The sequence below is a fragment of the Cellulosilyticum lentocellum DSM 5427 genome (assembly GCF_000178835.2).
Lineage (GTDB): Bacteria > Bacillota > Clostridia > Lachnospirales > Cellulosilyticaceae > Cellulosilyticum > Cellulosilyticum lentocellum.
Genome location: NC_015275.1, coordinates 1,459,966 through 1,482,045 on the forward strand (window position 1 = coordinate 1,459,966; position 22,080 = coordinate 1,482,045).

Annotated in this window: 23 protein-coding genes and 1 riboswitch; of the genes, 16 read left to right on the plus strand and 7 right to left on the minus strand. The window is 35.7% G+C overall.

The window, feature by feature from the left end; all coding sequences use genetic code 11:
• Nucleotides 1-4 precede the first annotated feature (4 nt).
• Complete coding sequence (locus CLOLE_RS06585) at nucleotides 5-781, plus strand: hypothetical protein (protein WP_013656301.1); 777 nt, start codon at nucleotides 5-7, stop codon at nucleotides 779-781.
• Nucleotides 782-848: 67 nt separating this feature from the next.
• The gene (locus CLOLE_RS06590) at nucleotides 849-2,963 is read left to right on the plus strand and encodes a transglycosylase domain-containing protein (protein WP_013656302.1); all 2,115 of its coding nucleotides are present in this window, start codon (nucleotides 849-851) and stop codon (nucleotides 2,961-2,963) included.
• Nucleotides 2,964-3,150: 187 nt separating this feature from the next.
• Here the strand turns inward: CLOLE_RS06590 and CLOLE_RS06595 are convergent, their stop codons facing one another.
• Nucleotides 3,151-4,263 (minus strand): DUF1648 domain-containing protein, encoded by a 1,113-nt coding sequence (locus CLOLE_RS06595; protein WP_013656303.1) that lies wholly within the window; start codon nucleotides 4,261-4,263, stop codon nucleotides 3,151-3,153.
• Nucleotides 4,256-4,645, minus strand: a complete 390-nt coding sequence (locus CLOLE_RS06600; RefSeq protein WP_013656304.1) for a GntR family transcriptional regulator — start codon at nucleotides 4,643-4,645, stop codon at nucleotides 4,256-4,258. Before CLOLE_RS06600 ends, CLOLE_RS06595 begins: the two co-directional genes overlap by 8 nt.
• Before the next feature lie 234 nt (nucleotides 4,646-4,879).
• Here CLOLE_RS06600 and CLOLE_RS06605 point away from each other — a divergent pair, with 234 nt between their 5' ends.
• The 3 genes from CLOLE_RS06605 to CLOLE_RS06615 all read left to right on the plus strand — a co-directional run bounded on the left by CLOLE_RS06605 (nucleotide 4,880) and on the right by CLOLE_RS06615 (nucleotide 8,222).
• A complete protein-coding gene (locus CLOLE_RS06605) occupies nucleotides 4,880-5,743 on the plus strand; it encodes an SDR family NAD(P)-dependent oxidoreductase (protein WP_330369313.1) in 864 nt (287 codons plus the stop codon).
• 80 nt (nucleotides 5,744-5,823) lie between these two features.
• On the plus strand, nucleotides 5,824-6,465 hold the full coding sequence (locus tag CLOLE_RS06610) for a peroxiredoxin (RefSeq protein ID WP_013656306.1): 642 nt from the start codon (nucleotides 5,824-5,826) through the stop codon (nucleotides 6,463-6,465).
• Nucleotides 6,466-6,824: 359 nt separating this feature from the next.
• On the plus strand, nucleotides 6,825-8,222 hold the full coding sequence (locus CLOLE_RS06615) for a family 43 glycosylhydrolase (RefSeq protein WP_013656307.1): 1,398 nt from the start codon (nucleotides 6,825-6,827) through the stop codon (nucleotides 8,220-8,222).
• Nucleotides 8,223-8,409: 187 nt separating this feature from the next.
• On the opposite strand, the gene CLOLE_RS06620 is transcribed toward CLOLE_RS06615, so the two are convergent.
• The 4 genes from CLOLE_RS06620 to CLOLE_RS06635 are packed head-to-tail and all read right to left on the minus strand — an operon-like array spanning nucleotide 8,410 to nucleotide 11,076.
• Entirely contained in the window at nucleotides 8,410-9,156 is a 747-nt protein-coding gene (locus CLOLE_RS06620) for a hypothetical protein (protein ID WP_013656308.1), read from the minus strand.
• A 4-nt stretch (nucleotides 9,157-9,160) separates the two neighbouring features.
• Nucleotides 9,161-9,805: a hypothetical protein gene (locus tag CLOLE_RS06625; RefSeq protein ID WP_013656309.1), complete on the minus strand. Its 645-nt coding sequence runs from the start codon at nucleotides 9,803-9,805 to the stop codon at nucleotides 9,161-9,163.
• 12 nt (nucleotides 9,806-9,817) lie between these two features.
• The gene (locus tag CLOLE_RS06630) at nucleotides 9,818-10,699 is read right to left on the minus strand and encodes an ABC transporter ATP-binding protein (protein ID WP_013656310.1); all 882 of its coding nucleotides are present in this window, start codon (nucleotides 10,697-10,699) and stop codon (nucleotides 9,818-9,820) included.
• 5 nt (nucleotides 10,700-10,704) lie between these two features.
• Nucleotides 10,705-11,076 carry a GntR family transcriptional regulator gene (locus CLOLE_RS06635; protein WP_013656311.1) on the minus strand — a complete coding sequence of 124 codons (372 nt, stop codon included), beginning with the start codon at nucleotides 11,074-11,076 and terminating at the stop codon, nucleotides 10,705-10,707.
• Between the two features lie 208 nt (nucleotides 11,077-11,284).
• On the opposite strand from CLOLE_RS06635, the gene CLOLE_RS22895 reads away from it, so the two are divergent.
• The 7 genes from CLOLE_RS22895 to CLOLE_RS06660 all read left to right on the plus strand — a co-directional run bounded on the left by CLOLE_RS22895 (nucleotide 11,285) and on the right by CLOLE_RS06660 (nucleotide 16,684).
• Nucleotides 11,285-11,437, plus strand: coding sequence for a hypothetical protein (locus tag CLOLE_RS22895; protein ID WP_013656312.1), 153 nt, complete (start codon nucleotides 11,285-11,287; stop codon nucleotides 11,435-11,437).
• On the plus strand, nucleotides 11,427-11,597 hold the full coding sequence (locus tag CLOLE_RS22900; RefSeq protein ID WP_157864043.1) for a hypothetical protein: 171 nt from the start codon (nucleotides 11,427-11,429) through the stop codon (nucleotides 11,595-11,597). Before CLOLE_RS22895 ends, CLOLE_RS22900 begins: the two co-directional genes overlap by 11 nt.
• Before the next feature lie 55 nt (nucleotides 11,598-11,652).
• Nucleotides 11,653-12,834 (plus strand): iron-containing alcohol dehydrogenase, encoded by a 1,182-nt coding sequence (locus CLOLE_RS06640; protein ID WP_013656314.1) that lies wholly within the window; start codon nucleotides 11,653-11,655, stop codon nucleotides 12,832-12,834.
• A 32-nt stretch (nucleotides 12,835-12,866) separates the two neighbouring features.
• A complete protein-coding gene (locus tag CLOLE_RS06645) occupies nucleotides 12,867-13,409 on the plus strand; it encodes an NUDIX hydrolase (protein WP_013656315.1) in 543 nt (180 codons plus the stop codon).
• A 278-nt stretch (nucleotides 13,410-13,687) separates the two neighbouring features.
• Entirely contained in the window at nucleotides 13,688-14,929 is a 1,242-nt protein-coding gene (codB, locus tag CLOLE_RS06650) for a cytosine permease (protein ID WP_013656316.1), read from the plus strand.
• Nucleotides 14,930-15,086: 157 nt separating this feature from the next.
• Nucleotides 15,087-16,352: a cytosine deaminase gene (locus tag CLOLE_RS06655; protein WP_013656317.1), complete on the plus strand. Its 1,266-nt coding sequence runs from the start codon at nucleotides 15,087-15,089 to the stop codon at nucleotides 16,350-16,352.
• 86 nt (nucleotides 16,353-16,438) lie between these two features.
• Nucleotides 16,439-16,684 (plus strand): DUF1292 domain-containing protein, encoded by a 246-nt coding sequence (locus CLOLE_RS06660; RefSeq protein ID WP_013656318.1) that lies wholly within the window; start codon nucleotides 16,439-16,441, stop codon nucleotides 16,682-16,684.
• A gap of 93 nt (nucleotides 16,685-16,777) precedes the next feature.
• Here CLOLE_RS06660 and CLOLE_RS06665 read toward each other — a convergent pair whose 3' ends face one another.
• On the minus strand, nucleotides 16,778-18,250 hold the full coding sequence (locus tag CLOLE_RS06665) for a DUF1846 domain-containing protein (protein WP_013656319.1): 1,473 nt from the start codon (nucleotides 18,248-18,250) through the stop codon (nucleotides 16,778-16,780).
• A 552-nt stretch (nucleotides 18,251-18,802) separates the two neighbouring features.
• Here CLOLE_RS06665 and CLOLE_RS23335 point away from each other — a divergent pair.
• From CLOLE_RS23335 to mgtE, 4 genes are all read left to right on the plus strand, one after another.
• Complete coding sequence (locus tag CLOLE_RS23335) at nucleotides 18,803-18,976, plus strand: hypothetical protein (RefSeq protein ID WP_013656320.1); 174 nt, start codon at nucleotides 18,803-18,805, stop codon at nucleotides 18,974-18,976.
• Nucleotides 18,976-19,353 carry a type II toxin-antitoxin system death-on-curing family toxin gene (locus tag CLOLE_RS06670; RefSeq protein ID WP_013656321.1) on the plus strand — a complete coding sequence of 126 codons (378 nt, stop codon included), beginning with the start codon at nucleotides 18,976-18,978 and terminating at the stop codon, nucleotides 19,351-19,353. The genes CLOLE_RS23335 and CLOLE_RS06670 overlap by 1 nt, the downstream gene beginning before the upstream one ends.
• Before the next feature lie 32 nt (nucleotides 19,354-19,385).
• Complete coding sequence (locus CLOLE_RS06675; RefSeq protein ID WP_013656322.1) at nucleotides 19,386-19,952, plus strand: Uma2 family endonuclease; 567 nt, start codon at nucleotides 19,386-19,388, stop codon at nucleotides 19,950-19,952.
• 261 nt (nucleotides 19,953-20,213) lie between these two features.
• Nucleotides 20,214-20,390: riboswitch (M-box (ykoK) riboswitch) on the plus strand.
• 287 nt (nucleotides 20,391-20,677) lie between these two features.
• Nucleotides 20,678-22,009 (plus strand): magnesium transporter, encoded by a 1,332-nt coding sequence (gene mgtE / locus CLOLE_RS06680; RefSeq protein WP_013656323.1) that lies wholly within the window; start codon nucleotides 20,678-20,680, stop codon nucleotides 22,007-22,009.
• The last annotated feature ends 71 nt before the right edge of the window (nucleotides 22,010-22,080 follow it).

The window sequence follows — 22,080 nt, forward strand, 5'->3', positions numbered from 1 at the left end:
AGGTATGAAGGGAAAACAGGAAAATGCTTTTTTTATTAAAGCTTTTATTAAACGAAGCTTCATTGTGTTGATATTAGGAAGTATTTTAATGGCCATAACACTGATGAAGTTTTATGAGGCTTATGTAGGTTTAGATTTAAGTGCAAGGGCCCAGGCAAAATTAGTTTTTTCAACACCCTATATTATAACGGGCATTTACTTATTTGTATTAGGGATGAGCTTTAGCTATTATGAATATCCAGGCATAATTAGTATTTATGCTAATCGTAAAAATAATCTAAGACAAATGCTACTTGTAGGAACAGTAGGAATCATCATTTTAGAAAGTATTAATGGTGGCATTACCAGCCTATTTACTTTAGGAGCGAGATATCTATGTCCAGCAGCATCTGTGCAAAATGGTTTTTTTGATGATACTTTGAAGGAATTTCAAAATCTTCAATTTGGAAGTATATTTGTCTCGAGTATAAAAGAAGAGATTGGGATAGGTTTATTTGTTTTTGCCCTCGGATCTTTAATTGGTAGTTTATTTTATCGCTTAAAAGCAAGCTCAGCCATTTGTGTTTTAAGCATTTTACCCATTTTTTTAGCCCTGAGCTTTATTGCTGAAATTTTATTTCATACACAGATGACAGCTTTATTTATGCTTAGTATGCTGATGGTGATTAAGCCAATAATTAATTTTTGGGGACAACTAGTTTATAGTACTTTATTTTATGTGTTAGCTTATGCCCTACTTAGAAAAGCACCTATTAAAGCCTATGCACATGATTTGTTATAAACCAAGCTGATAATGAAGTGAATATACTATTCGAAGGGATGAAATAGAGAGGAAAGAAGGAAAATAGATGGAGAGAACAAAGTCTAAAAAGACAAAGACCAGGCGTGTGCTGGTTAGTATCGTATTAGGGGGCTTATTACTAATACTGATAGGTATAATAGTTTATGTGGCTAAAACTATAAGTAAGGCACCTGATATAAGTGAGGTCAACATCACGCAGCCCATAAAAGCTAATTCTATTATATATGATGTGTTAGGGGAAAAAATAGATGAATTTTCAGCTGCAGATAATAGAAGTTATATAGGAATAGAAGAAATACCAACATTCGTTATACAAGCAGTTATTACTATTGAAGATAGTAGGTTTTATGAACATCATGGCATTGATATAAGAAAGATATTAGGTGCTGTCGTTAATAATTTTAGTTCTGGGTCACTATCAGATGGGGCTAGTACCATTACACAGCAAGTAATTAAAAATGCTGTCGCCCTAGAAGGAAATAGTCTAGAAAAAAAGATACAAGAGCAGTATTTAGCGATTAAGTTTGAACAGCTTTATTCGAAAGATACTATTTTAGAATATTACTTAAATAGCATGGGTTTTGGTACAAATATTGTAGGAATAGAAGCAGCCGCAAATCAATATTATGGGAAATCAGCATCAGAGCTTAGCTTAGTAGAAGGGGCTACATTAGCAGTACTTATGGAAAGACCTACCTATTATAGTCTGTATACTCACCCTGAAAATAACTGGGAAAAAGTTAAACAGGTTTTAGAACAAATGGAAAAGGCGGGGTACCTCACAGCAGAGGAAAAAGAGCAGGCATTACTGGAAAAGCCTTATGAGAGACTAGGTGAAGGACTCCAACAACTATTAGAGGGAGCTCCTAAGGAAGCAATACAGAGCTATTTTGTGGATGCCCTATATAAGCAAATACTAGAGGATTTGCAAACGGTTTATAATATTTCAGAGATAGAAGCAAAAGCCAAGATCTATAGTGATGGGCTTCAGATTGAATCAACATTAGACTCTAGAGTGCAAAGTATTGTAGAAAAATATATGGCTGATGAAAGTAATTATCCAGAGAGTCTTTATAAAATACAAGTAGAGTATAGTATAGCAGGTGTAAAAGCTAATGGAACAATGTTTGATAAGAAGGTACAAAGTATCATTTTAAATAGCCAAGAGGATATTCCGGCATTTGAAGAAAAGCAACTTGAAAAATGGCATATAGGACAAGGAGACACAATAGTGAGTGAAAATCTGATTACTATGCCACAGCCACAAAGCGCTTTTGTCGTCACTGATTATAAAACAGGAGCTGTTAAAGCTTTATACGGAGGTAGAGGAGAGAAGTACTATCATGGCTTTAATTATGCAACGCAGGCAAAGCGTATGCCAGGCTCTACTTTTAAAGTATTAGCAGCGTATGCACCAGCCTTAAATGAAGGGAAAATTACACCAGATACGATGATTAGAAATGAAAAAGTAAGCTTCACCATAGAGGAGGGGGGGAGCTGGACTCCACTGAATTGGAATGGTCAATATCAAGGCTCCTATACCATAACCCAAGCAATTGCTAATTCTATGAATGTGATAGCCGCCAAGGTATTAGTAGAGCAAGTGGGTATAGACAAATCTTTTGAGTATTTAAAGGAATTTGGTTTTACTACACTTAGAGAGGAAGATAAAACTTATGCACTGAGTATGGGAGGTTTAACAGATGGCGTTACACCTTTAGAATTAACAGCAGCGTATGCGACTATTGCCAATGAAGGTACTTATCTAGCACCTAGTTTTTATACAGTAGTAAAAGATAGGGAAGGCAATATATTACTAGATCGTACACAAGGTGAGTTGCAAAATAGTCATCAGGTACTTAGCCAAGAAGCAGCAGGGCAACTAACAACAATGCTCTGTGAGGTAGTAGATGGGCCAAGTGCTCATACAGGTGGTAAGATTAGAAATCACTTTAAACAGATGCCTATAGCTGGGAAAACAGGTACTGCTAGTAATAATACAGATTTACTATTTGTAGGCTATACGCCTTATTATGCAGCAACTATATGGACCGGTTATAGTAATCCTGATGCAATGCAAAGAAGTAATAACTATCATTTAGATTTATGGGCAAAGATTATGAATGAAATTCACCAAGGGGAAGAAATTAAGAAATTTTGATTATTTCCGAGGAAATAATCCTTAAAACGATAAAAAAGAAAAAAGAGGATAAATAAATTGAAGAGGTTATGCAATGATGAAGATTTTAAAAGCATCATCAGCATAACCTCTTATTATGAACTATTAGTTAAGTTAGTAAGCTTATTGATTGTATTTATAAATCGAGTAAAAAGATAAACAATAGTGTTTAATAAGAGGAAAAAATAATGGCACCAATAATCACTAAAAGAGTGACTAAAATAATCAGTTTTCCTTTGAAAGAACCGATATTGATGGTCCAGCCGAGACCATGACGTTTGGCGACTAAAACAGCAGGGTCATTAGGGTTATTATAAAATAGTCCCCAAAGCCAATAATCATCTTGTTCTTCAGGAGGAAGGTAAGCTTCATTTTCCTCCTTGTAGGGAAGATTTCGCTTATAGCAATAGCTATTATATCCCATTAAAATAACGCTTAAGAAAATAGCGCCTACTGAAAGATAGTTATAAATAGGAGTTAAAGTTACTCCTTGAACGGTAGAAAAAACAATGCCCATCATCATTGACGTAATGGCAAAAACTAAAATAAGAATAGTAAGTGCACTCCATTTAAGGTATTTCAAAATAACAGTTTTCCCTTTTTCTAACTGTTCTTTGCTCAGCTTGCTTCTTTTGTTAAAGGCGCTATCTAAACTATAACTAAAAAGAAGTGTGATGAGTATTGTCATGCCGGAAGGGAAAAGTGCTGTGGCAATATTTTTATTAGCCCAGCCATCAATTTCACCCACGATATTAAAATGAGTAGGAATAAGCTGAGGCATTTCATTATAGTGGTAAAGTGTATAAGCTCCTAGAAAAAGGCCAATTACTAGTGGGATATACAAAAGCTTTTTATAAATCATTTTAATTTTATTTTTTTGCTCCATAAAAGCAGTATCAATAAGAAGTTTACCGCCTGTAGGTTGAGGCAGATTTAAACTTTTCTTATAAGCTTTTGTTTGCGCATAAGACTTACCATAAACAACAAAGTATAATAAAGTTTCTAATAAAAGAATACCCCCCAATAAAGGGCTATGATTTAAAACGGGTATTTTAATGAGTAGTAATAAAATCATAAGCGTTGTTATGATAAAAGTAATGGTTGTATGAATAAGAAAACTTTTAAGGATTTTTTTGGCTTCAGGTGTTTGACGATAAGCATGTTCTAAGAAAATCCCCATATACGTATCGGCAGTAGAAAAATAAGGTGTTAATATAAAAAGAATATAAAGGATAACGTTAGTTCCAATAACGGATAAAATAGTAAAGGTTGTATTAGTCATTTTGAACACCTCCTGTTTGCTTGTAATAATGAGATAGGCGGTTTAGCAAATAAGCTTCATTGTGGCCCATTAGCTTAGCTTTAGCAGTAAGTAGGGCAAAAGCGTCCTCTAATTCAGCTTCAGTTTTAGGTGAGGCCTGAATAGGAAGTGAACTTACAAGAGCACCTTTCCGTCTGTCCATCTGAATATAACCTTCTTCTTTGAGTAAATTATAAGCTTTATTAACAGTATGCAGGTTAATGCCAATCTCTTCACCTAAGCTCCTAACAGAAGGGAGAGATTCATTAGGCGCTAATTCACCATTAGCCATAGCTAAGATGATCGCTTCGTAAAGTTGTTCATAAATAGGTTTTTCGCTATTAAAATCGAGTTCTATAAGCATAAAAGCCTCCTTTGATTCAAAATTGAAAGATAGTGATTCAGTTTTTATAAAGAGTGAGTATGAATATCTAAGAAGTTGCTTTAGATCATAGAAACTGAATGCTTAAGATAATTGTTATATAATTAGTATAACAATAGTGGCAAAAAAAGCAAGTGAAATAGGATTAAGTTATAGTTAAGGAGTCGTTACATGAATAATAAAATAAGAAGGTTGTTTGTGATATAATGCTTATTAGTGGTTAAGAGATTAGAGCTTTTTGTAAATAGAAGGCTTAGTAAAAATAGTAGTAGAGTAAGCAGAGTACTAAAGAAAGCTCATAAGGAGGAAGTAAGTGAAATGCAAAGTTATGCACTAATTACAGGCGCTACAAGTGGGATAGGTCTAGCTTTAACTAAAATATTCTGGGATAAGGGTTATTCACTCATTTTAGTAGGAAGAAATAAACACAAGCTTGCGGCTTTGGAAAAACAATTAAAGGGAGAAAGAACGGATTTGAAGGTAGTCATCTGCAAACAAGATTTATCACAGGCAGGGGCAGGAGCGGCACTTTATTTATGGGTAAAGCAGCAGCAACTTTCAGTAGATATACTCATTAATAATGCAGGAGCTGGTTATGTAGGTGAGTTTTGTGAGTGCAGCGCTACAAAGATAGAAGAACTTATGACATTAAATATGACAAGCTTAACAGAGCTTACTTATGAATTCGCAAAAGAAATGAAAAGGAGAAGACGAGGCAAAATTTTAAATGTAGCTTCTACAGGTTCCTATCATCCAGGGGCCTATACAGCTGTTTATTATGCAACTAAAGCTTATGTCCTGTCGTTATCAGAAGCACTCTATAAGGAATTAAAGCCTTATGGTGTGACAGTGTCTAGCTTGTGCCCAGGGGCAACAGCAACGCAGTTCGCTAAGTCGGCGGGGCGAGTAGATGCTGGTTTTGCCATGTCAGCGGAGTTTGTCGCCAAAAAGGCTTTTGAGGGACTGCAAAAAGGTAAGAAAGTGATTATTCCAGGCATACAAAACAAACTCTTAATCAAAGTCCCAAGGTCCATAGCGGCTTATTTTGTGGCACGTTACCAGCAAAAGTTAAAGGCATAGGAAAAGCTTAATGTCTCATATATATGCTAAGAGACACAAGACGACTATCTTGTGAGGGCATATATAAGGGAGGTTTAGCAATGCCAGATAACTTTGTTTTAATAGGTGATCAGCTGCCACAAATGAAAGTGCAGACAACCCATGGTATAAGGGTAATACCTGATGATTATGAGGGGAAATGGCTTATTTTATTTAGTCATCCAGGGGATTTTACACCTGTGTGTACCACGGAGTTTGTTTCATTTGCAGAAAACTATCCAACCTTTCAAAAATTAAATGCAGATTTGCTAGGTTTATCAGTAGACCAAGTACAGCCACATATTGAATGGGTTAATTGGATTAAGGACAACTTAGGGGTAACTATACCGTTTCCTATTATTGCAGATCCTTTAGGAAATGTGGCTAAAAGATTGGGAATGATACAAACTGCAACAGGTACTAAAACAGTAAGAGCTGTTTATTATGTAGATCCTACAGGCAAAGTAAGGCTTATTTTATATTATCCAGCAGAGGTTGGTAGAAATATGGAGGAGATTATAAGAGCCTTAGTAGCCCTTCAAGTAGCTGATGCTAATAAAGTAGCAATGCCAGCTAACTGGCCTAATAATGAACTCATACAAGATCAAGTGATTATTCCTCCTGCTACAGATATTTATGAGGCAGAAGAAAATGCAAAGCTTTACAATAACTATGCTTGGTGGTTTGCTTATAAGCCTTTATAGAAATAGTTAATAAAGCAATAAAAAATAAGTTAACTAAAAGATTCTATAGTGACTTAGACTTTAAGTCATTATAGAATCTTTTTATAAGTTTGAGGATGCACTCTGTGAAACCATTGTCAATTGATCTTTCTCAGGATAAAATGATATTGGATATTAAGGACCAATATTGATTGAGAGACAGCTTTATGGTTTGTCTCATTACCCAGTCCATGTACCGAGAATCCCAAAGAGGTGAGTCGGAGTGACAACAGGTTTTCTGCAAAATAAACTTTCCCATACAGCTACAAAGGATTAAAGGGATAGAAAAATATCCATAAAAATATTTAAAACAAATGGAGCTTTTAAGGAGGAAAGAAGCTATGAAGAAACAGGCATTAAACCCCTATTTACCGTCATGGGAGTATATTCCTGACGGAGAACCCTATGTATTCGGAGACAGAGTATATATTTATGGCTCCCATGATTGGTACAATGGACATGTATTTTGTTTGGGAGATTATGTATGTTGGTCCGCTCCTGTGGATGATTTGTCTGACTGGAGATATGAGGGTGTGATTTATCTCAAGAATCAGGATCCATTAAATAAGGACAGTAAGATGTGTTTGTACGCACCAGATGTGACCCAGGGACCCGATGGTAGATATTATCTGTATTATGTACTGGATCATGTGTCAGTGGTTTCTGTAGCAGTGTGTGATACTCCTGCGGGAAAATATGAATTCTACGGCTATGTACATTATGAGGACGGTACCCGTTTAGGAGAAAGACAGGGGGATGAGCCCCAGTTTGATCCAGGAGTATTGACAGAAGGTAATGTAACCTATTTGTACACAGGCTTCTGTGGACGCGGAGACAAATCTAGAACCGGAGCTATGGCAACGGTGATAGCATCTGATATGTTGACCATTATGGAAGATCCTGTATTTGTAGCACCAGGTTGTGAGTATGGTATGGGTACCACCTTCCAGGGACATGAGTTCTTTGAAGCACCCTCCATTCGTAAGATGGGAGATACCTATTACCTTATATATTCTTCCGTGGTAATGCATGAGCTTTGCTATGCAACCAGTAAGAATCCCACTTCTGGCTTTGTATATGGTGGCGTAATTGTCAGCAATAGCGATTTACATATTGATACCTACAAGCCTGCAAATCAACCCATGGCATATGGTGCCAATAACCACGGCAGTATCGTTGACATTTCCGGTGACTGGTATATTTTTTACCATCGTCATACCAATGGTACATGGTACAGCAGACAAGGCTGTGCAGAGAAATTAACCATCCTGCCTGACGGGAGCATTCCTCAGGTGGAAATTACTTCCTGTGGTTTGAATGGCGGACCTTTAGAGGGCAAGGGTGAGTATCCTGCTTATATTGCTTGTAATCTCTTTAGAGATGAGCCTTCCGTTTATGTGGGAGACAGCTGTGCACCTAAGATTATGCAGGATGGTCGCGATGGTGATGAGGAGCCCGGTTACATCGCTAATATGCAACATTCTGCAACTGCAGGCTTTAAATATTTTAATTGCAAGGATGTAAAGGAAATTTCTATTAAGGTCAGAGGCTACGCAGGTGGTGAGTTTGAGGTGAGAACTGCCTGGGATGGTCCTGTACTAGCAAAGCTGAAAGTAAATTATGCCAATGTATGGGAGGAATATACTGCACCTGTTAGCATTCCCGATGGTAAGCAGGCAATTTATCTAACCTATATTGGAGAAGGCAATGCCAGTCTGCTTTCTTTTACTTTAAGATAATATTAGAGACAAGACGAAAACTATGCCCCATATTTCGTAATAACGAAACATCAATAAAAATAAATGAAATATTATGAGAGATTAACAATAGAGATAAAAAATCATAAGTGATGGACTACCAATAACTTATGATTTTTTTATTTTAATGATAGGCATTGATCGTAATTGACATGTAATAGGTTCAATCTTAAATATTTTTTTTAAAATAAAAGGAATAGAGATGTGTACCAACTAAGATGACAGTAAAAAGTATAATGCCTACCCAACTACTCATAAAAGCTAGTGGCTTTGTGAGGTGGTAGCTAAAAGAATGAAGTGAAAGGGTATTAAGGTCTTGCATTAGTTTTTCTAGAAAATCAGAAAAGAAGCTTATCAAATAAGGAGAAAACAAAAGAAGTAAGGCTATAAGCCTCTTGTACCAAGGAGTATGGGCTGATGGCGTAACAAAAGATGGCTGTAGGGCAAATAGTACAGTAAGTAACAAGTTGTATATTAAAATAAAACCTAATGCAACAGATATACTATAAGAAATATTAACAACTTTTAATGCAATACAGCAGAAAATAAGTATACCTACTGAAATACCCATAGTAGACCAATAGGAGATAAGCTGAGCCCGGTGGTAATCTTGTTGTGTGACAGGAAAAGAAAGGGAAAATGCTTTAAAATCCCTTTTGTTCCTAGGAAGTTTAGAGCAGCCAAAGTTAGAATAAAAACTCAGAGTGGCTGAAAATGTACTACTGATCATAAGGGTCTGAAACAGTGAATATTGACTATGTGAAAAATAGTGAGGGTCTAGGCATAAAGAAATAGTTAAAACTAGGGCTAATACATAAAGTAGATAAACTACAAGTTTTAGAATAAAAAGAGACCTAGTACCTTCTTTTCCTAAAAGTTCTTTAGAAGCTATTAATAATAGACGTGCTTTTTCCATGATTTTATCTCCTAAAAGTAGTATTTGAATAATAGGGATGTAAAACTTTATAAGTTGTAAAGAAGGCTAGCATTCCTGTGAATATGACTATGGCAATTTGCTTAAAGAGAGAAAGTGTTTCTTCAAAATGAATAAGGTAGCCATAATGATTAGAAAGATCTATTTCAAGAGTGATAGGTAGCACTAGAGCAATAGAAAGAAAGATAATATAAGTAGTCCACTTCCAATCATTTGTACTAAACATGAAAGGCGAATGGATATAGATACGAGTAAATATATCAAGACTAAGGATAGCCAAATTGAAAGTGACTAAAATAGTAAAAAAGCCTATGGGGACATGCTGCCAAACAAAATAGACATAAAAAATGCTACTGCTAAGTATAAAGAGTCCTATACTATGTAAAAACATCAATGGAACAATGGAAGTATGGCGAAGGGGGCTAGCGCTATAAAACTCATATTTTTTTGGCATCATTGAAGAAAAGGTTGTTACCCCCATATAGGATAAGACAATGTAGAGTGAATCAATCCCTACTTTTGTCCATTGCTGAATAAGAAGGGTAATAACAATAAGTACTAGGCAAGTAAGATAACTTCCAGTAAAAAATCCACCTTTCAAAAGTGCTTTATATTCTTTAAATAATAGCATCAGATCACCTTCTTAGAGTCCTTTCAAAATAGGATTGTTATTTTCGTTTTGAATCCCATAGGTAAGAAGGGTTAAGAGATTTTCAATATTGGGGACCTTAATCTGCTCAGAATTAAAGTATTTTAGAGCATTTTCTCTAAGTAGGAGTCCCTCAAAGCGTATATCTCCTTTGCGAATGCCAATAAAAATTTCCTTGTGAGTTTGAAGCTGGCTTAAGTTCCCTTCTACTAGGGCATATTTTTCTTGAAGGTGGTCTATAGATAAACTCTCTCGTATAGTACCTTGATGAATGAGGGTGATATAGTCTGCTATTTTATCTAGATCTGTTGTGATATGAGTAGAGAGAAAGACAGAACGCTCACCATCTGCTACGAATTCTCGCAAAATATCGAGTACTTCTAAACGAGCAGAAGGATCAAGACCAACTGTGGGCTCATCTAAAATAAGAAGCTGAGGTCTATGGGCAAGAGCTAGAGCTAGCATAGCTTTGGTTTTCATTCCCTTAGAAAATTCATGCATTTTCTGGCTTTGCGGTAGATTCCAAGTCTCTACAATAGTTTGGAAAAAGTCTTCATCCCAGGTTTTATAAAAAGGCTTAAGTGCTTTGGCATGACTAGCTAATGTTGCACTATCTGTAAAATAGTCATCTGCAGGAACATAACCTAGTTTTTCTTTGACAGCTACTTCATTTACAATATGGTCTAAACCAAAGAGTTTGATTTCTCCAGAGTCTTTTGGGAGTCCATTTAATAAAAGTTTAATAGTAGTCGTTTTTCCCGAACCATTTTCACCAATGAATCCCATAATACAGCCTTTTTCAAGCTGAATGGTTATATCTTGTAAGGAAAAGGTTTTAAAATGTTTGTTTAAGTGTTGGACTTCTAAAATAGACATTGTATTCACTCCTTATAGATCGTTTCAATAATTTTTAATAAGTCTTTTTTTAAGATACCTATCTCATACATTTTTTGAGTGGCATCAGTGTAGCTAAGAAGAAGTTTTTGCTGATGTGCATAGAGAACTTCTGTTAAATCAGGAAGTTTAACAAAAGTGCCTTTTCCAGACAGGGTATAGATAAAGCCTTCATGTTCTAAATCGGTATAAGCTCTCTTGGTAGTCATCATACTAACATTCAAATCTTTAGCGAGTTGCCTAATAGAGGGAAGTGGATCATGATGAGTAAGCTCGCCATTATAAATGTTTTGCTTAATAGCTTCCTTAATTTGTTCATACATGGGAAGGGAGCTACTGTAGTCAAGATAGATAGTCATAAAAGAGCCTCCTCTCAATAACATAGTTTGTGTGGTGTATAAAGTGTGTATATATGATATATACACTTTATGAAACAAGAATACACCAGTGATAAAAATAAGTCAATGAAATTTAATTAATATTCATTAATTTCTAAACATTATAGAAGTATAACTGGTATGTGAAGATGTGGTTATTATATAGTGATAATTTAGTTGGAAAAATAAAATGAAAACAAATGGAGATGGTCCTACTATGATGAATTTATCCTTTGATTGTGAAGTGGAAGATAAGGTGATAACTGGATTAAAGGATTTAAGTATAGAAAATAATCAAGAAGAAATATTTAGAGAGACCATGAGTGTAGGTGGTGGATATTGAAATCTTTACTGTAGGGCTAGATGAGCAATTACTAAAGGAGATTCTTTATAGGGGGAGACCTCTGTTACTTACTGAGCTAACCTATGATGAGGATAAGGAAATATTAAAGATAGGAATCAGTAGAGAAGAAATGACAGAGCATATGGATCCTATGATATAATAATGTTAGAAATAATGAGTGTAATAAAATTCAAAAGGGCAGAGGAGAAAATGACATGAATAATTTTGTTTACTGGGCACCAACAGAAGTGATTTTTGGGAAGGATACAGAGTTACAAGTTACAGCAGCTATTAAAAAATTCAATGGAAACCGCATTATTATTGTATATGGCGGAGGCAGTGTCGTTAGAAGCGGCCTATTAAATAGAGTTTTAGAGCAATTTAAAAAGGAGAATATACCTTATAAAGCACTAGGAGGTGTACAACCCAACCCTCGTTTAGGCTTTGCTAAGAAGGCTATAGAAGAAGCCAAAGCTTTTGGAGCCGACTTTATTTTAGCTGTAGGCGCAGGAAGTGTGATTGATACTGCAAAAGCGATTGCCCATGGTGTAGCTAATCCAGAGGTGGAACTATGGGACTTTTGGCTGCGTAAGCAAGTGGTAGAGAGAAGTTTACCTGTAGGCTGTATACTTACTTTATCAGCAGCAGGGAGTGAAACAAGTAATTCCTCTGTTTTAACCAATGAAGAGACAGGTGAAAAACGTGGATTAAGTACAGATTTTAATCGCCCTAAATTTGCCATTATGAATCCTGAAATCACTTATACTTTACCTAAAGAGCAAATTACATACGGTATAGTAGATATTATGATGCATACGCTAGATCGTTATTTTACACCAACCAAAGGTAATGCCTTTACGGATGAAGTAGCAGAGGCTCTCCTTAGAACAGTAATTCATTACGGAGAAAAAGCACTACAGAATTCTCATGATTACGAAGCCATGAGTGAACTTATGTGGTGTGGTAGCATATCCCATAATGGACTCACTGGTTTAGGGGCAGTAAGTGATTTTGCACCTCATCAATTAGGTCATGAATTAAGTGGTAAATTTGATGTGGCACATGGCGCTAGCTTGTCAACCATATGGGGAGCATGGGCAAATTATTGCTATGAGGAAAATCCAGAACGCTTTGCTCAGTTTGGTAAAAAAGTATGGGGGATTGAAGAAGAAGATACTAAGAAATGTGCTGTACGTGCCATAGAAAAATTGGTAGACTATTTTAAGTCAATTGGTGCACCAACTTGTTTTAGTGAATTAGGAATAGGTATTCAAGATGAAGAAAGCTTGAGAGATTTAGCAAGAAGATGTGCCTTTTATGGAACACGTACCATCGGAAGCTTTAAGGTATTGGATGAGAAAGCTATGTATGAGATTTATAAGATAGCAAATAAATAATAATCTATAAGATAGGTGGTGGCGGATGAGTCATGGAAATGCTTGATATTGTGGATGAAAATGGAGAGCCAACAGGCATTATAAAAGAAAGAAGTAAGGTACATGCTGAGGGAGATTTACACAGAACATCTCATGTATGGATTGTAAGAGATAATGGTAAGGGGGGATTAGATGTTTTACTTCAAAAAAGAAGTAAAGACAAGGATTCCCATCCAGGTTGCTATGATATATCCTCAGCAGGACATATACCTGCAGGTTCAACCTATGTAGATTCAGCACTTCGTGAATTAGAAGAAGAGCTAGGTATAAAAGCCTCCTCAGAAGAACTAGAAGAGCGTATGATTAGGCGCATAGCAGAAACGAATATTTTTTATGGCAAAGCGTTTATAGACAATCAGATCACAAGGGTTTATAGATTAAAAAGAAATGACATTGACTTAAGCAAGCTTAAGTTACAACAAGAAGAGATAGAAGCAGTTATGTGGATGGATTATGAACTATGTATAGAAGCTATAAAAAATAATACAATAAAGCATTGTGTGTACTTAGAGGAACTAGAGTGTTTGAAGGATTAAGCAGAAATAACGTTCTTCGTAGTTAAACAATGAACAATGAAAAATGAAAAATGAAAAAAATGGAAATTGACATAAGTTAACATAAATGTTATATTAAATAAAACAAAAAAATAAAGTACCTTTAATTAAGTCCAGTGAGGCTTATAAGGTAAACGGATCGGTAGAAGAGCTCCATGAGATAGGGGCTCTTCTAGAAGCAGAGCCCCTTAGTTTACAATTAAAGGTCAAACTAAGGGGTTCTTTTTCTGTTTATGGTACTTGAGATAAGGAGAGTACAGATGAAGCAAAAACAACATGAAGATCATGATTTTTCATTAGGAGTAGTATCAGCAAGTCATAAGAAAGGTTTTCTAGCCATGTTAGTGGTCATGCTAGGGTTTACCTTTTTCTCAGCAAGTATGCTAAGTGGTGGTACATTAGGAACAAGTATGGACTTAAAGCAGTTCTTTGTAGCCGTATTTATTGGAAATGTCATCTTATGTAGTTATACAGGATTACTGGCTTACATTGCAGGAGACACAGGTTTATCAACTCACCTATTAGCACGTTATTCCTTTGGTGAAAAAGGGTCTTACTTAGTATCCTTTTTATTAGGTGCCACACAAATTGGGTGGTTTGGTGTAGGTGTTGCCATGTTTGCTATTCCAGTTTCTAAAGTAACAGGGGTTAGTGTAGGGGTATTAGTAGCCATAGCAGGTCTTTTAATGACAGCAACAGCTTACTTCGGGATGAAATCCCTGATGATATTAAGTGCGATTGCAGTACCAGCCATTGCCATTTTAGGTTCTACATCAGTAGGAATGGCTATTAATAGTGTGGGAGGAATAAGTGGGCTTGCCGCTATTACCCCAGAAGAATCTATGACAATGAGTGCGGCTGTAGCAGTAGTAGTAGGGTCCTTCATTAGTGGAGGAACTTTAACACCAGATTTCACACGTTTTGCAAAAAGTAAACGCATTGGTGTAAGTACCACAGTCATTGCCTTCTTAGTAGGAAATACATTAATGTTTATCTTTGGTGCTATTGGTGCCATGGTAACAGGAGAAGCAGACATTTCAGAAGTCATGTTTCTTCAAGGGCTGATCGTACCAGCTATTATTGTACTAGGGCTTAATATATGGACAACCAATGATAATGCTTTATATGCTTCAGGGCTTGGCTTTTCAAATATTACAAAACAACCTAAAAGCAAACTAGTGATTATTAATGGGATAGTAGGAACACTACTTGCGGTAATTCTTTATAACAACTTTATGAGCTGGCTCAACTTACTCAATACCTTTATGCCAAGTATTGGTGGGGTAATCATTGCAGACTACTTTATTATCAATAAAGGCAAATATGAAGCTTTTGAAAAAGCAAGCTTTAAAGGTGTTAATATGATTGGAATCATAGCATGGGCATTAGGTGTACTGGCAGCACATTTCTTACCAGGTATTACCCCTATTAATGCAGTCGTAACATCTGTAATCAGTTACGCTATGCTCACAGTGGTTTTTAGCAATCGAAAAGAAAAATAGAGGATATAAGTGAAGCGAGGTACCAAGGAACGCAAAGAGTACTTCGCTTTACTTATATCCTAAATAGTATAGGGATGAAGGATAAGAGGAAAATAAATAGTAGTAAGTTCTTTAGGAAATGAATCAGTCAATTAATAAATAGATAAGGAGAAACGATGTGATTATTAAAAATGCGAAATTAGAAGATAAGGCTCAGTTAGTAGATATTAAAATTGAAAATGGGTGCTTTACTGAAATTGCTCCTATGATAGAAGCAGGAGAGCATGAAGAAATTATTGATGCTAAGGGATGGCTTGTAGTACCACCCTTTGTAGAACCACATATTCACTTAGATACAACCTTGACAGCAGGTGAGCCAAGATGGAATGAAAGCGGGACACTTTTTGAAGGTATTCAATGTTGGTCAGAGCGAAAAGAAGCTTTAAATAAAGAAGACGTTAAAAATAGAGCAAGACAAGCCATTAAATGGCAAGTGGCTAATGGGATTCAGTTTATCCGTACCCATGTAGATACAACAGATCCAGAATTAACAGCCATTAAAGCTTTAGTAGAACTAAGAGAAGAGCTAAAAGACTTTGTAACCTTGCAAATCGTTGCCTTCCCACAAGAAGGAATTTTATCTTATCCTAATGGATTAGAGCTATTAGAAGAAGCTTTAAAATTAGGGGCAGATGTTATTGGCGCCATTCCACACTTTGAATTTACTAGAGAATACGGGGTAGCCTCTATTGAGAAAATCTTTGAGCTAGCGAAAAAATATGATGTTTTAATTGATGTACATTGTGATGAAATTGATGATGAACAATCACGTTTTATTGAAGTAGTTGCTACTAAAGCTTATGAAAATCAAATGGGACATAAAGTAACAGCAAGCCATACAACAGCCATGCATTCTTATAATGGAGCATATGCTTATAAGCTGTTTAGACTGCTTAAAATGTCAGGCATTAATTTCGTAGCTAATCCACTGGTGAATATTCACTTACAAGGACGTTTTGACACTTATCCAAAACGTCGTGGGATTACGAGAGTGAAAGAAATGCTAGAAGCAGATATTAATGTATGCTTTGGTCATGATGATATCTTTGACCCATGGTATCCATTAGGGACAGGCAATATGCTTCAAGTGCTTCATATGGGCTTACATGTCTGCCAAATCATGGGCTATGGCCAAATTAATGAAAGCCTTAAGCTTATCGGAAAAAATAGTGCAAAAGCATTAAATATTCAAAACCAATATGGCATTGAAGTGGGTAAACCAGCCAACCTCATTATTCTTCCAGCAGAGAATGGGTATGATGCCGTAAGAAGACAAGTACCAGTTGCGTATTCTATAAGAAAAGGAAAGGTTATTGCTCAAACACAGATTAGTGAAACGACTGTTTATTTAGAGAAAGAAGAAGTGGTTGATTTTAAGAAATAGAAAAGACGGTTTTATAATTGAAATTATTTTATCAGTAGAATATAATGTTACTTAAAGATTAGCGTGCAATAATAGGAGACGATGTAATGAATGAATATGAAGTAATCAGTATTCCTGTATCAGATGGAACGGAGAGAGAGTTTGCAATTATGGATACCTTTGAGGTGAGACGTAAAACGTATATGGCGGTATCTTTAGTTGAAGAGGATGAAATTAAAGAAGGCGTATATATTTATCGTTATTATAATGCTGAAGATGGAGACGTGATTATAGAAGAGATTGCAGAACCTGATGAATACAGTAAAGCAGTAGCAGCATATGAAAAGAGATAGTTGATAAAGAACTGGTGCACTAAAATAAGTGCCCAGTTCTTTTTTACACCCGGTAGGAGTACAATCTACCGGGTGTAAGTAATGGAGAAAGCATTATAGAGGTTTGTTCTTATAAACTGCTTCAGTGGTAAACTCAATGCCAAGCTTCTTGAAAGTCTTCATATCAACAGGAGATAAGACTACAGTAGCGTGGAGCTGACAGCCAGCTAGTTTTGGAAGTTGCTCTAATGCTAATTTGGCATTTGAATCAGTGGCAGCACACATAGAAAGTGCAATTAGAACCTCGTCTGTATGTAAGAGGGGATTTTTACTACCTAAATAATGCGTTTTTAGGGTTTGAATGGGCTCTATAAAGTCAGGGGAGATAAGATGAATGGCATCATCAATGCCTCCGAGTACCTTAACTGCATTTAATAAAGCAGCAGAAGAAGCACCGAGAAGATCACCAGTCTTGCCAGTGACAATGCTGCCGTCTTGAAGCTCTAGGGCTATAGCAGGAGCTCCAGTTTCAGCAGCTAATGCATTAGCAACAGGTACAACCAACCTAGCATCAGTAGTGATTTTAGCTCGTTTCATCAATAGTTCGATTTTGTATACTTCCTCTTTGGTAGCTTCACCTTTGATTAAGCGGTTCATAGACTGGTAATAACGACGGATGATTTCTTGGTGAGAAGCCTCTTGACATACCTCATCATCGATAATACAGTTGCCGGCCATATTGACCCCCATATCTGTTGGAGACGCATATGGGCAACTGCCATAAATACCTTCAAACATGGCTGCTAGTACAGGATAAATTTCAACATCGCGGTTGTAGTTTACTGTAGTTATGCCATAGGCTTCTAAGTGGAAAGGATCAATCATGTTGACATCATTAAGGTCCGCTGTGGCTGCTTCATAAGCTAAATTTACAGGATGCTTTAGAGGAAGATTCCAAACTGGAAAAGTCTCAAATTTAGCATATCCAGCTTTTAGACCACGTTTATTTTCATGATACAATTGAGAAAGGCAAGTAGCCATCTTACCACTACCTGGTCCTGGTGCAGTAACAATGACTAATGGACGAGTTGTTTCTACATAATCATTTTTGCCATAGCCTTCATCACTGATGATGTGAGATACATTGTTAGGATAACCTTCTATAGAATAGTGATGATATACCCTGATATCCATGTTTTCTAATTTGTATTGAAACATATTTATAGAGGCCTGTCCCGTGTAACGTGTAATCACTACACTACTAACATATAGACCCTTTTCTCTGTAGACTTGAATAAGACGTAGAACGTCTTGGTCGTAGGGAATACCTAGATCATGTCTTACTTTATTATTTTCGATATCGGCGGCATTGATAGAAATGATGATTTCTGCATGATCCGATAGTTGCATAAGCATCTGAAGTTTGCTATCAGGAGCAAAGCCCGGAAGTACACGTGATGCGTGATAGTCATCAAACAACTTCCCCCCAAACTCTAGATATAGTTTGTCACCAAATTGACTAATACGCTCGCGAATGTGTTCAGATTGCATAGTTAGGTACCGATGATTATCAAATCCAATTTTCATTTTTTAATTTCCTTTTTGTATAAAATTTGTATGTTATCTAGAAGACCTTTAATAGTTGCTTCATATAGATAAGTTAAACATATATAGTGGAGAATTGTCAAAGTACTCTTTAAAATGGCGTCTATAATAAAACATTTTATTAATAAACCTGAAAACCATTACTTTTCTAATATCAATTTACTTCTCTTTAGGTATAATGGGAGACGAAAGAACATACGATTATGCTATCGCCCTTAGTGTAGTAACAACAAGCAATTGTTAGAGGGGGTCCTAAACCGTGTATCATATAAAGAATTTAAAATATTGAAGAACAGAAAGTCTCTCAAGGTATTGATATACAATAATTTGAGTGGATTGTATTAGTGAGAAAATAGGAGGCGTTTTTAGGTAGTATTAGGGGCTTCAAGTAGTAGGCGTCACTACAATGTCATAAGATTTAGCTTAACGTTGGTCTGACAAAAGTAAAAAGGCGGATTAGAAATGAATAGTTAACAACAACTAGGTTCATATTGTATAATAAAGCTAAATAACAAAATACGAGGAGGAATAGATATGACACTTGCTCAAAAGTTAGTCAATGAATTCGAAGCATTAACGGACAATCAGAAGCTGGAAGTAATAGATTTTGTAGAGTTTTTAAAACAAAAAAATCAGAAAACCATAGAAAGCCTTATGGACGAAGTTATATTAGAAAATGAAGAAGCACTAAAGGAGCTTGCTAAATAGTGAAAAATATAGAATTTGAGCAATTAGTATTGTTCCATGAAAAAATAGTAGCAAAAACGGGTGGGGGTAGTGGTGTTAGAGATGAAGGCCTCCTTAAAAGTGCTTTATGTAGAGGGAGTATGACATTTGGGGGAATGGACCTATATACACCAGATGAAAGGAAAATAGCAGCAATAACTCATAGTCTTATTTGTAATCACGGATTTTTAGATGGGAATAAACGTATTGGTGTTGCTGTAATGAGTTTACTTTGTAAGATGAATAGCATTGTTTTAGTATATACACAACAAGAGCTTATAGCGTTAGGGTTAGCTATAGCGAATGGAAATAAAAATGAGGAAGAGATATTTGAGTGGATTGTAAGTCATAAAAATTAAATGAGATGATATAAGACAAGGGAGGTGAGGATATGCCATTAGCAGAACAAAAAAGAGTATATACCTATAGAGACTATCTGAATTGGGATGGAGACAAAAGGATTGAAATCTTAGATGGTAGACTTTATATGCAAGCAGCACCCTCTAGGAGACATCAAGAAATACTATCAGAGCTTCATAGACAGATTGCAAACTATCTAGTGGGCAAAAATTGTAAGGTGTACCCTGCACCTTTTGAAGTTCGCCTTGAAACCATAGAAATATCTGAGCAGATTATCAATGTATTTGAGCCAGATTTAAGCATTATTTGTGACAAAAATAAATTAGATGATAGAGGATGTAAAGGTGCACCAGATTGGATTATAGAAATCACCTCACCATCTACAGCGAGAGTTGATAAGATTAAGAAATTTAATAAATATGAAGAAGCTGGGGTAAAAGAGTATTGGATTATTGAACCAGAAGAAAACATCGTAAGCGTATTTACATTAGGTGATAACAAACGTTATGGCAGGCCGGAGATGTATGCAGGAGATGAAAAAGTTATTGTAAAAACACTAGAAAGCTTAGAAATTGACTTAGAAACAGTATTTTCCTAGAGAAGAGAAAAAATACTTATAAGACAAAAAGGGAGGCAGCCATATCCTTTTGAGTCTAAATCTATAACTGGTAAGATAAGATAAACCAAAGCCTAGAAGGAAAGTCATGGTGGTAATCTAAAGAAAAAGAGAATGACAGCCTTATAGTTAAGGTGATTCTTGCAGGACATGGTGCAAAATTCTTTTAGAAATAGGTGCAGGGGAGATTTACATAAAATAACATTGACAAAAATAGCTTTTAAGGATAGATTAGAAGAGAATTGAATAGTCCGGTAGATAAGGTTACCACAGGGATAAGGATTGCTGCCGCGAAATAGTGGAGACACTATTAGTTGGTTAGCAGGCTATGTCGAATCCAAGGCATAATCTAATGCAATTTCAAGATGACTCCAGTCATTGCGCCCTGTGAAGCTAAAGTTTGAACGGTAGTATAGTAGAATTAGACTCTATTATAAAGTGATGATTGATATAGATCCACGCCAGTGTTCATGCTTTGGCGTGGTTTTTTATTTGCCAAAATAAAAGTGATAAAAGAGAGGTGAGGAGAATGGATGGTGAATGTAGTGGGCAGGGCATAAATCGGAATAGGAAAAAGAAGAGATTCTATGTGGCTAAGAAACCATCCGTTCTTTGGCCGATATAGAAGAATTAATATTTTTTATGAAGAACATGTCTTGCGCTTACAGGATGAATATAAATTCAAAGTGTAAAGAGGAGGACAAAAAATGAATAAAGAAATCATTTTACAATTAATCAATCAAAAGGATTTTTCTACTTTAAAAGAGCAGCTTCATGAGATGAATCCTGTAGACTTAGCAACGCTTTTAGAAGCATTAGAGGAAAGACAATTACTTATTACTTTTAGATTACTTAATAAAGAAGCAGCAGCAGAAACTTTTTCTTATATGAATAGTTTAACGAGAAAATTGCTTATTGAGGGTCTTACAGATCAGGAACTTAAAGAAGTAATGGATGAAATGTTCTTAGATGATACAGTAGACATTATTGAAGAAATGCCGGCAAATGTGGTAAAACGTATTTTGAAAAATACAGATGAAGCAACTAGAAATAGTATTAATACCATTCTAAACTATCCTAAAGATAGTGCTGGAAGCATGATGACTATTGAATATATTCATTTAAAAAAAGATATGTGTGTTTCAGAGGCAATTGAACGTATTCGTACAGAAGGAATAGACAAAGAAACGATTTATACATGTTATGTAACAGAAAACCGCAAGCTTATTGGCTTAGTATCAGTTAAAGATTTATTAATGTCAAAAGATGAAGATAAGGTTGGAGACATTATGGAGACCAATGTCATCTGGACTTATACCCATGAGGACCGAGAAAATGTGGCTAAGATGTTTGGAAAATATGACTTTTTAGCTATACCTGTAGTAGACACAGAGCAGTATCTGGTAGGAATTGTAACCGTTGATGATGCTATGGATGTTATAGAGGAAGAGACAACAGAAGATATGACTAAGATGGCGGCTATGAGCCCTAGCGAAGAAAGCTATTTTGAAACTTCTGTATTAAATCATGCAAAACATCGTATTTTATGGCTTTTAGTGCTTATGCTATCTGCTACTATTACTGGTACCATTATTACCACATATGAAGGAGCCTTTTCCACTATTCCATTACTAGTTGCTTTTATTCCTATGTTGATGGATACAGGAGGCAATTGTGGGTCACAAAGCTCTACATTGATTATTCGTGGGTTAGCTTTGGATGAGATTAAGTTCAAGGATTTCTTTAAGGTTATTTTTAAAGAGTTTCGTATTTCATTAATAGTGAGTATGGTATTAGCCACTGTTAATGGACTTAGAATATTTTTAATGTATCGTGATTTAACATTAGCTATAGTCGTTGGATGTACCTTAGTATGTACAATCGTTATGGCAAAAGTGATAGGATGCATCTTACCGCTTATCGCTAAAAAATGTAAGTTAGATCCAGCTATTATGGCAGCACCATTAATTACAACCATTGTGGATACATGCTCTATTTTAGTGTATTTTAATATTGCTACGCTTTTCTTTAAATTATAGGGATATAAAAAACAGCTATTTCACTTAGAATAGCTGTTTTTTATATCTTGATTTAGTGTAAGCAAAACATT